The following is a 9,447-nucleotide window of genomic DNA, read 5'->3' as shown; positions in this document are numbered from 1 at the left end:
CGCCAGATCGCGCACCGGGCCCGCCGGCACGTCGATGCCCGGCGGCCTCGCGAGGTGGTCTCCCCGGGCCAGGCCCGGGCGGTGCTGGAGTCCTTCCGGCGCGCACTCGAAACCAGGGACCTGCGGGGCCTGCTCGACGTGCTCGCCCCCGAGGTCGTCCTGGTGAGCGACGGCGGCGGCGTCAAGCAGGCCGCGCCGCGGCCGATCACCGGTGCCGGCAAGGTGGCCCGCATGATCGTCGGCGGTCTCGGCAGGGCCCGGATCGCGCTCACCAGCGAGTCCACCGTGGTCAACGGCAACCCGGCGCTCCTCCTGCGCGTGGACGGCGAGATCGACGGTGTCATAGCGGTCCGGGTCGAGGACGCCCGCATCACCGGCCTCTACTACGTCCGCAACCCGCGGAAGCTGACCCGCATCGCATCCGAGACCCCCCTCACGCTGAAGTGAACACCGGCGACGAGCCGACCCACGGCCTCGGAGCGACCCGGACCCGACGGTGGCACAACAGGAGGCTCTCATCCTGTCCACGGCAATCCGGCAGGTCGGGCCCCCGGTGCCGGCGGTGTCGATCACACCCTTGAGACCGTCACAAGCAGAACAACTCAGCCAGATCTACCACTGGGAGGTCATTGATGACGAAGAGCGTTGCCGGCGAACTCGCCGACCTGGAGTTGCCGGTCGAGCGGGGCTGCCCGTTCGCCCCGCCCGCCGCCTATGAGCGACTGCGCGAGCAGGCGCCGATCAACAAGGTCCGCCTGGTCAGCGGCGGCGAGGCATGGTGGGTGTCCCGGCATGAGGAGGCTCGTGCCGTCCTCGCCGACCCCCGCTTCTCCTCCGACAAGCGCAAGGACGGCTTCCCGCTGTTCACCCTCGATGCGGCGACCCTGCAGCAGCTCCGCAGCCAGCCGCCGTTGATGCTCGGCATGGACCGCGCGGAACACTCCGCGGCCCGCCGACCGGTGATCGGCGAGTTCACCGTGAAGCGGCTGGCCGCGCTGCGCCCGCGGATCCAGGACATCGTCGACCACTTCATCGACGACATGCTCGCCGCCGACCGGCGGCCGGTCGACCTGGTGCAGGCACTGTCCCTGCCGGTGCCCTCCCTGGTGATCTGCGAACTGCTCGGCGTCCCCTACACCGACCACGACTTCTTCCAGAGCCGCACCGCCATGATGGTGCGCAGGACCTCGCAGGAAGACCGCCAGCGAGCCTTCGCCGAACTGCGTGTCTACATCGACGGCCTGATCACCCGCAAGGAGTCCGAACCCGGCGACGATCTGCTCAGCCGGCAGATCGCCCGGCAACGCCAGAACGGCGCCCTCGACCACGCGGGCCTGGTGAGCCTGGCCTTCCTGCTGCTGACCGCCGGACACGAGACCACGGCGAACATGATCTCGCTCGGCGTGGTCGGGCTGCTCTCCCACCCGGAGCAACTGGCCCTGGTCACGGCCGACCCGGGCAGGACGCCCATGGCCGTGGAGGAACTGCTGCGCTACTTCACCATCGCCGACGGAGTCACCTCCCGGGTGGCCACCGAGGACATGGAGATCGGCGGGGTGGGCATCAAGGCCGGCGAGGGCGTCATCGTCTCGATGCTGTCGGCCAACTGGGACCCGGCGGCGTTCAAGGACTCGGGCGAACTTGATGTCGAGCGCGGGGCCCGCCACCACCTCGCCTTCGGCTTCGGCCCGCACCAGTGCCTCGGCCAGAACCTGGCCCGGATGGAGTTGCAGATCGTCTTCGACACGCTGTTCCGCCGCATCCCCGCCTTGCGGCTCGCCGCACCGATCGAAGACCTGCCGTTCAAGAGCGACGCCGTCATCTACGGCGTTCACGAACTCCCGGTCACCTGGTGAGGAAGGCATGATGCGGATCAAAGCGGACACCGGGGTCTGCGTCGGCTCCGGCCAGTGCGTCCTGACCCAGCCGGCCATCTTCGACCAAGACGACGACGGCATCGTGACCCTGCTCACCGACCGTCCCGACGACGAGACCGCAGCACAGGCGCGCGCCGCCGTCGCCCTGTGCCCGACCCGAGCCCTGTCCATCGTGCAGGAGTAAGCCCTACCCCGGGTGGATCACGCGTCCGTCCGTGCCCGTAGCGGGCGGGTAGGTGAGACCTTGCCTCCAGCGCATCCGCGCTGGAGGCAAGGGGGTGTGTCCAGTCAATGGCTCCGTCGCAGATTCGGTGGTGACGGAACGTCCCGGTACGTAACGGCGAGTCGTGCATGATCTCGACGAGCTTGTGAACATGGTGTTTTCCGGGCTGTCGCCGCTGGTCGTGGAGGACGTGGCGGGCGAGGACGAGCGGATCCGAGTACGGGCGCGAACCCCGGACGGGCCGGCCACCTGTCCGGGCTGCGGCGCCGAGCCGGCGAGTGTGCACGACTGTCACGAGCGGAGTGTCGCCGGTGTCCCCATCGATGCACGCCGCGTGCTGGTGATGGTGCGGATTCGCCGCCTGGTCTGCCCGACGCGCGGCTGTCACCAGACCTTCCGGGAACGGCTTCCCGGCGTTCTGGAGCGCTACCAGCGGCGCACGCCCCGGCTGGCCTCCCAGACCAACGCGATGGTCCGTGATCCGGCCGGACGCGCTGGCGCGCAAGTCATGTCCGCGCTGACGGTATGGACGACTTCGCCCTGCGCCGGCGCCACCGCTCCACCGCTACATCACCTAGGGCCGGGTCGAGGCCGACCGCCTGCCCATCTCCCCACACCGCCCGGCCCGGCTCCTGCTCACCCGGCCCAATGAACACCGGCGCCTCCTGGATGACCTCATCGCCGCCTGGCCGGAGATGATCGAGTTGACCAGGCTCGTTCGCGGCTTCACCGACCTGCTGCGACCATGCGAGGGCAACGCCGACCGGCTCGACGCGTGGATCGCCACCGCCAAGTCCGCTGGCCTCACTCGTCTGCGCCTTCATCCGCGGCCTTGACCAGGACCGCGATGCGGTGCGAGCGGCCGTCATCTTGCCGTTCCACAACGGCGGCACCAAAGGCGTGAACACCAAGACCAAGCGGATCATGCGCCAGATGCACGGCCGGGCCGGCTTCATGTCGCTCCGCCACCGCATCCTCTTGGACTGACGTTCCGTCACCACCGAAAGAGGGACAGAGCCTGACCGTACAGACCCCCGGTTGTGACAACCGCCGGTGGTGGCCTACATCACACCCCGGCGGTGTCACAGGAATCGGGTCGGCACCGTCACATGGTCGTAAGTACAACGACGTCAGGAGAGAACATGACCTCCGTATTGATCACTGGAGCGAACAAAGGCCTGGGCTACGAGACGGCGCGTAGGCTCGGAGAGCTGGGCTGGAGGGTCTTCCTCGGCTCACGCGACGAGGGCCGGGGAAGGGCCGCCGCCCAGAAGCTGGCCGCCGACGGCGCACACGTCATCATGGTCCCATTGGACGTGACCTCGGAGGAATCGGTGGCCGGGGCTGTGCGGCTGGTCCGACAGCACACCGACCGGATGGACGTGCTGATCAACAACGCCGGCACGCCGGGCGGCGGTGTCAACCCGGCGGACGCGACGGCCAAGGACATCCACGCCGTCTACGACACCAATGTGTACGGGCCGGTCCGGGTCACGCACGCGTTCCTGCCGCTGTTGCAGGCAGCCGATAACCCGCGGGTGGTGATGGTCACCGGCGCCGGGGGGTCTATCTCGGTCGTGACTGACCCCGGGCAAGCCGTCTCGAAGATGTACGAACTCGCCTACACCTCGTCGAAGGCGGCACTGAACATGATCACCGTCCGATACGCCCAGGCGCTGCCGGCCATCAAGTTCAACGCCGTGACCCCCGGCGAGGTCGCCAACGGCAGGTTCACCGCCACCGACATGAACATCCACACGGGCGAGCTGACGGTCACCGAGGGCAGTGATCCGATCATCGAGCTCGCGACGCTCGCCTCTGACGGGCCGACCGGGATCTTCATCGATCGCCTCGGCCCCATCGCCTGGTGAAACATCCCGGAACGGAGAGACGGACGAGCAAGGGCTGGTTCGTCACAGGCTCCTGACCACCACCGCCAACCGCGAAGCGATCGACCGGATCCCAATCGAAATGCGGTGGCCACCACCGTCGCCGGGTAGGCGATCAGCGGAGTCTCGGCCCGCCCGGCATGGTGCCGGCCACCAGCACCATTGGCTGGTTGGCAGCCGTCGGGCCTGCGCCCGCAGGAGCATCACCTGCGCCATGAGCAGCTGTATGTCGGCCGCGTCCGCCAGGGCGCCGACTCCGGCTCGAATGGCAGATTCCCGTATCTGCCACCCAGGCTGCCAAGAGGGGAGGAGCCCGATCTCGACGTCCGCCGGCCGGTACCACCATGTCCTCCCAGCGTCTTCTTATGATCGCTTGCAACCGTCGCGGCACGCGGCGGCTCGGAAGGCATCGATGACTTCCACGTCCACGCCCGTTACGGGGCCGGTGCAGCAGAAGACTCCCCGGTCGATTCCGCCTCCTGGGCGGGGGCCGCGACCAGGGCGGTGTCGACAATGATAGAAATCTACTTTGTAAAGGCGTCGGTACTGTGCAGCAACGACTCCAAGCAAAAACCAAAAGCAGAAAGGGGAGGGTGATCCGGACCGTGCGGATCTTCACACGGCGGATCTCACGGTGATCATGTCTGCAGCCAGTCGCCTAGGTCGTCACCGTGGGCGTAGGCGGCGAGCAGGTTGTGGGCGTACACGACCATCGGCCTGGTTTCCGGAGGACCTCGCGGCATTCGAGGCGTTGTTCCAGGTCGCAGTCGATGGCGCGCGCCGCGAGGAGCTCCTGCGTGACGTCTTCGGGCGCGCCTTGGAGTGGACCCAGTGCAAAGCAGGTCAGGTGGTCGATCATCGACGACCGGCCCTTGCTGCCAGGCGAGCGCCTCCGAGGCCCCGGTGACGCGTTTGCCCGGCGTTGGCGACCTCCCGTGCCTCCAGGCGGGGTGCTGCCTCGGCATCACGCCTATTCGGGGACTTTTCGGATGCCCTTTAACGGGTTTTTCATTCGGATGCTCGCCATGGTTCTAGGAAGCCGTGAGCTGCGACCCATGCGGCGGTCCGGTGTGAAGCCGCTGGTGTGGAACGGGTCGTGGTGGCGTAACTTACGTGGTAGCGGGATTCATCCTCCGGTTCGATGACGAACACGGCGTCGGGCTCTATGCTCCGAGCGGTGATCACGTGGTCGCGCGGCCGTGCCCAGCAGTTGCGCAGAATCGACACGCGGGTGGTCGACGCCGCTCTCGCGGTGATGCTCGCGGTGGCGAGTTTCGGTTCGGCGACGCAGTTCTCGGTGCCCGGATGGCCTCCCCTGGACGTCCTGGCCTTTCTGCTGATCTGCTTCGGTAATCTCCCGCTCCTGTGGCGGAGCAGCGCTCCGGTGGCCGTGCTGGTGGTGGCGTGCGTCATCTGGTCGGTCTACTTGGCCATCGGCTATCCGCCGATGGCTTCGTGGGCATCGCTGGTGGCGTTGTACACGGTCGCCGCGCGGTGCTCGGTGAAGGTGTCCGCGGTCTGCCTGGCGGCCGTCGGGTTGCTGGTGCTGATCAGCGGATTGTTGCTGCTGTCGGCGGCGACGGCCGCGGCACAGACCTTGGCGGTGCTGGTGGTGTGGGCATTCGGGGTCGACCGGCGGCGGCTGTCGGTGTTGAGCGCGTGGCTGCGACGTGAGCAGGAGGACAAGGCCCAGCGGGCGATCACTGAGGAGCGGGTGCGCATCGCGCGTGAACTGCATGACATCGTCGCCCATCACATGTCCGTGGTCTCCGTTCAGGCTGGGTTGGCACGATACGTGTTCACCTCCGACCCCGCCACGGCGCGCGCGGCGCTGGACACCATCGCAACCAGCAGCTTCGAGGCCCAGGAGGAGATGCGCAGGCTCCTGGCCGTGTTGCGCACCAACGGCGACGATCCCGCTTACGCTCCGGCTCCGGGCCTGGCCCGGCTGAACGAACTGGCCGACCGGGTCCGGGCCGCCGGCGTGCCGGTGGAGTTGATCGTTCGAGGCGCGCCCAGGCCGGTCGGACCGGGCGCGGACCAATGTGTCTACCGTGTCGTGCAGGAGTCGCTGACCAACGTGCTCAAGCACGCCGGCCCGGCCAGTGCCGTCGTCGTGCTGGACTACACCGCGACCGGTCTGACGGTGAACATCAGTGATGACGGTGCGGGGCGGTCGCTCGCCGGGAAGTCTCGGAACGCCGAGGCCCATGGCTTGCTGGGAATGCGTGAACGAGCGAGGCTGTATGGCGGGACAGTGATCGCGGGGCCTGGTGCCCAGGGCGGTTTCGAGGTCGTGTTCACCCTGCCGCTGCCCGGTGGCCGGCCGGACGGTGAGCAGCGGGAAGGGACGGATCTGGAATGACCAGTGTGCTCGTCGTGGACGACCAGATCCTGATCCGCGCGGGTTTGGCCGCGTTGCTGCGCGCCGCACCCGGTCTTGAGGTGGCGGGTGAGGCGGCGGACGGTGAGGAGGCGGTGCGGCTCGCGGCGGACACCCTGCCGGACATCGTGCTGATGGACATTCGGATGCCGCGCCTGGACGGTATCGAGGCCACTCGCCGCATTCTGGCGCGGGACCGTCAGTCGCCGCCGAGGGTGGTCATGCTCACCACGTTCGATCTTGACGAGTACGTCTTCGCCGCGCTGTCGGTGGGGGCCAGCGGGTTCCTGCTGAAGAACTGTCCGCCTGAGCGCCTCCTGGCCGCCATCGACACGGTGGCGGCGGGCGACATGTTGTTCGCGCCGAGTGTCACCCGCCGCCTGATCGAGGCCTACACGCAGCGCGACGGATCTGGTCGTCCGCCGTCCGGCGTGCCGGATCTCGATGTGCTTACCAGTCGTGAGCTGCAGGTTCTTCGGCTGGTGGGTACGGGTCTGGCCAACGCTGATATCGCCGCGCGCCTGGTCCTCAGCGAGGCGACCGTCAAAACGCATCTCAATCGGGCGATGGTCAAGCTCAGCTTGACCAGCCGGGCCCAGGCGGTGGTCCTGGCCTATGAGACGGGGCTGGTCACGGCTCGTGCTGCCAGGACGCCTGCGGAGCATGCGGGGGAGTGGCCGGAGGCGTAGCGGCGAATCGGCCGTCGCTCCGGCTGAGAAGGCGCATCACCGCTTGTGGCCTTTGGCTGTGGCCTGGGTCAAGGGTGTGAAGGTGCGCGTGGCGTGGTGGCCGAAGGTCTGGGAGCAGGGGTGTCGGTAAGAGTCGTGCAACCAGGTACGGGGGATTGAGTTCGCCCAGGTCAGCGGTGCCCTACTGATCGGTGGGGAGGTGGCTGACGGCGTCTGACCTAGAGGGCCGCCTAGAGGTCGAACCGGGCCTCTACCTGCGGTCCAGGGCCTAGAGGGCGCGTTGGCCAACGTTGTAAAGCTCCAACTGATGCTTGACGGATCGGTGTCGGGTGATGCTTTCCACCAGGCCTAGATCCTGTAGTCGATATGGCCGCTCGCTCGCAGCCGGTTGACCTCCTTGGTGATCGTTCGTGGGTGCACCGACAGCTCCTCACCTTCGAACAGCACCCGCAGCCGGGTCTGTTCAAGGACGACGGTGACGACCTTGCCGCGGTGCACCTGCTCCACTTGGACCTTGCAGCCGGCCACCATGAGCGTGCCGTTGCCCGACACCACCCGCTCCACCCGGGGGAAGCGGCCGACGAGGGCGCCGTCGGCGCCCTGGGCCAGGCGGGCGCCGTGCAGCCTGCCGCGCTGGGAGGGCGTCAACGGGCTCGGCCGGGTGCACATCAGCACTCCATCGGCGATCACCCGGACCGTCCGGGCATCGATCCGCAACGTCACCCGCCGACCGGCCAGAGGAACCCCGACGCTCAGCAACCCGCCCGCCAGGCCCACACACCCGGCGTTGGTGACCATCCGGTCGACCTCCACCACCGCATCGGCCGCCAGCGGCCCCGGCGGCACCGCCGCAGCCGGAGACGGACGCCCCGCACGCCCGCCACCGGCCATCAACCGGCCCAGATCCGCCTGCGACATCGTCACCGGATGCGTCTTGAGCAGCTCCTCACCGAGGAACACGCACATGGTCGTGGCGCTGGCCCAGATCGTGACCGTCTGCCCGGCCCGCGCCGGCCCCAGCCACACCTGCCGCCCGCACGCGGTCAGGTTGCCGCTGGCCGGCACGATGCGTTCGACCTCCACCGCCACCGGCACCGCGGGCACCTCAGCCGCCTCGGCGACGACTTCGGCCGGCCCTTCCACGGCAGGAGCGGGCAGCGCGGCCAGATCCGCCGGAAGTCGCAACGGCAACGCCGCCCCATCGCCCTGATCTCGCTGCTCACAGCCACGGTCGTGGTCGCGGCGCGCGACGAACCGGCCGGCCGGAACCGCCATCTCCAGCGCCTGATGCGGCCGCACGGTGTTGTAATCGGCCACCCAGGCATCCAGCGCCTCCTGCGCCGCCTGCAGACTGCAAAACGGCTCATGAGCGGCCAGGAACTCCTCCCGCACCGTCTTGTGCCAGCGCTCGACCTTGCCCGTCGTGGTCGGCGAACGCACCTGGGTGGTGCGGGCGGTGATCCCGTTCTCCCGGCAGATCCGCTCGAACAGCACCTCGGTGGCCCGAGGCCGGGTGAACCGGCCGGTGAACTGCTTGCCGTTGTCGGTCAGCACCTCCTCCGGCACCCCGAAGGCCCGCAACGCCGCCGCGAACGCCGCGCACACCGCCCGGCCCGAGGCCCGCACCACCAGCTGCGCGATCACGATGAACCGGGAGTGATCGTCGATGCCGCTGATCAGCTTCAGCTCCCGGCCATCGGCCAGCATCACCCCGCCCATCACATCCAGCTGCCACAGCTCCATCGGCGCCTCGCGTTCCCAGCGCACATACGACGACCGGGGACGCCGCCGCTGACCGGGAACGATCAGCGTGTTACGCACCAAGATCCGATACAGCGTGGTCAGCGACGGCACCGGCTCCACTCCCCGCCGGCCCAGCTCATGAGCCAGCCGCGCCGGACCCCACCGCGGATGCGCACGGCGCAGCTCACACACCGCGGCCTCCACCTCGGCGATCGTCTGATGCGGACAAGCCCGCGGCCGATGCGACCGGTCCGCCAGCCCGGCCAGCCCCGCGGCCCGATACCGGCGCATCCACGCATGCACCGACTGCCGCGAGACCCCATACCGCTGCGCGACCTCCGTCACCGGACAGCCCGCCTCCACTTCCAGCACAGCGCGATACCGCTGCTCCATGACGCTCAACTCCACCAGCGCCAACCCGGCCTCCCCGCGTGATCGTCAACGATCACAGGAAGACAGGTCAGCCGAAGGGGTGTAAAGCATCAACCGAAGCCGCGCTGTCAAGCATCAGCCGGAGTAGGACACGCGTTGGCCAACGTTGTCAGGGCTCAGGACCCGTGCGACAGATCCGGCGCAGGAGGTGGGTGACACTCCGGCTAGATGATCTGTTGCTCTTCGACGCCTATTGAACCGGAAACGTGGG

At 68.4% G+C, this 9,447-nt stretch carries 7 protein-coding genes and 1 pseudogene; 7 read left to right on the top strand and 1 reads right to left on the bottom strand.

Features of this window, described 5'->3' with window-relative positions:
* From IEZ10_RS38240 to IEZ10_RS38210, 7 genes and pseudogenes are all read left to right on the top strand, one after another.
* A partial coding sequence (locus tag IEZ10_RS38240; RefSeq protein ID WP_506004876.1) for a sigma-70 family RNA polymerase sigma factor family protein occupies nt 1-447 on the top strand: 447 nt, incomplete at its 5' end.
* 185 nt (nt 448-632) lie between these two features.
* A complete protein-coding gene (locus IEZ10_RS38235; RefSeq protein ID WP_189251385.1) occupies nt 633-1,856 on the top strand; it encodes a cytochrome P450 in 1,224 nt (407 codons plus the stop codon).
* A 10-nt stretch (nt 1,857-1,866) separates the two neighbouring features.
* Nucleotides 1,867-2,061 (top strand): ferredoxin, encoded by a 195-nt coding sequence (locus tag IEZ10_RS38230; protein ID WP_189251384.1) that lies wholly within the window; start codon nt 1,867-1,869, stop codon nt 2,059-2,061.
* A 190-nt stretch (nt 2,062-2,251) separates the two neighbouring features.
* A pseudogene (locus IEZ10_RS38225) lies at nt 2,252-3,087 on the top strand (transposase family protein).
* Nucleotides 3,088-3,242: 155 nt separating this feature from the next.
* Nucleotides 3,243-3,971, top strand: coding sequence for an SDR family NAD(P)-dependent oxidoreductase (locus IEZ10_RS38220; RefSeq protein WP_189251383.1), 729 nt, complete (start codon nt 3,243-3,245; stop codon nt 3,969-3,971).
* 1,195 nt (nt 3,972-5,166) lie between these two features.
* The gene (locus IEZ10_RS38215) at nt 5,167-6,354 is read left to right on the top strand and encodes a sensor histidine kinase (RefSeq protein WP_189251382.1); all 1,188 of its coding nucleotides are present in this window, start codon (nt 5,167-5,169) and stop codon (nt 6,352-6,354) included.
* Nucleotides 6,351-7,061, top strand: coding sequence for a response regulator (locus IEZ10_RS38210; RefSeq protein ID WP_189251381.1), 711 nt, complete (start codon nt 6,351-6,353; stop codon nt 7,059-7,061). Before IEZ10_RS38215 ends, IEZ10_RS38210 begins: the two co-directional genes overlap by 4 nt.
* Before the next feature lie 348 nt (nt 7,062-7,409).
* Here the strand turns inward: IEZ10_RS38210 and IEZ10_RS38205 are convergent, their stop codons facing one another.
* Nucleotides 7,410-9,197: an IS481 family transposase gene (locus IEZ10_RS38205; RefSeq protein ID WP_444545408.1), complete on the bottom strand. Its 1,788-nt coding sequence runs from the start codon at nt 9,195-9,197 to the stop codon at nt 7,410-7,412.
* Nucleotides 9,198-9,447: the final 250 nt, after the last annotated feature.

Origin of the sequence: Streptosporangium pseudovulgare (assembly GCF_014648055.1) — a bacterium.
GTDB classification, from domain to species: Bacteria; Actinomycetota; Actinomycetes; order Streptosporangiales; family Streptosporangiaceae; genus Streptosporangium; species Streptosporangium pseudovulgare.
This window is presented reverse-complemented; position numbering and strand designations above follow the sequence as displayed.